Annotated in this window: 1 pseudogene; it reads right to left on the bottom strand. The window is 45.4% G+C overall.

The features are described 5' to 3' along the window. Positions 1–240, bottom strand: a pseudogene (locus tag AC1ECF_RS17805) (hypothetical protein); the annotation flags it as partial.

The raw sequence follows: 240 nt of genomic DNA, 5'->3' as shown, positions 1-240 counted from the left end.
TTAGAGTTTGTTCCTTTATTGTCTGCTGCCTTTGTAGCAGACTCCTCTACAATGATAATTTCATCCTCTTCAGCAAACTCGGTTTGATACTTATATCCTCGAGCTTGGCGACCTTTTTTGCTATCGTCGCTAGAGCTTTCTTGCTCATCCTCATCTGGCAGAGACAATAGAGGAATAGAAACCAGACCACCGATCCCCACAAGAGTGTACACCACTCCTGCAGATGCGGAAGTTTGCCCA

Source organism: Psychrobacillus sp. Z3-81 (assembly GCF_056620325.1).
Note: the sequence above shows the minus strand (reverse complement) of the source record. Positions and strands in the feature narration are given on the sequence as shown.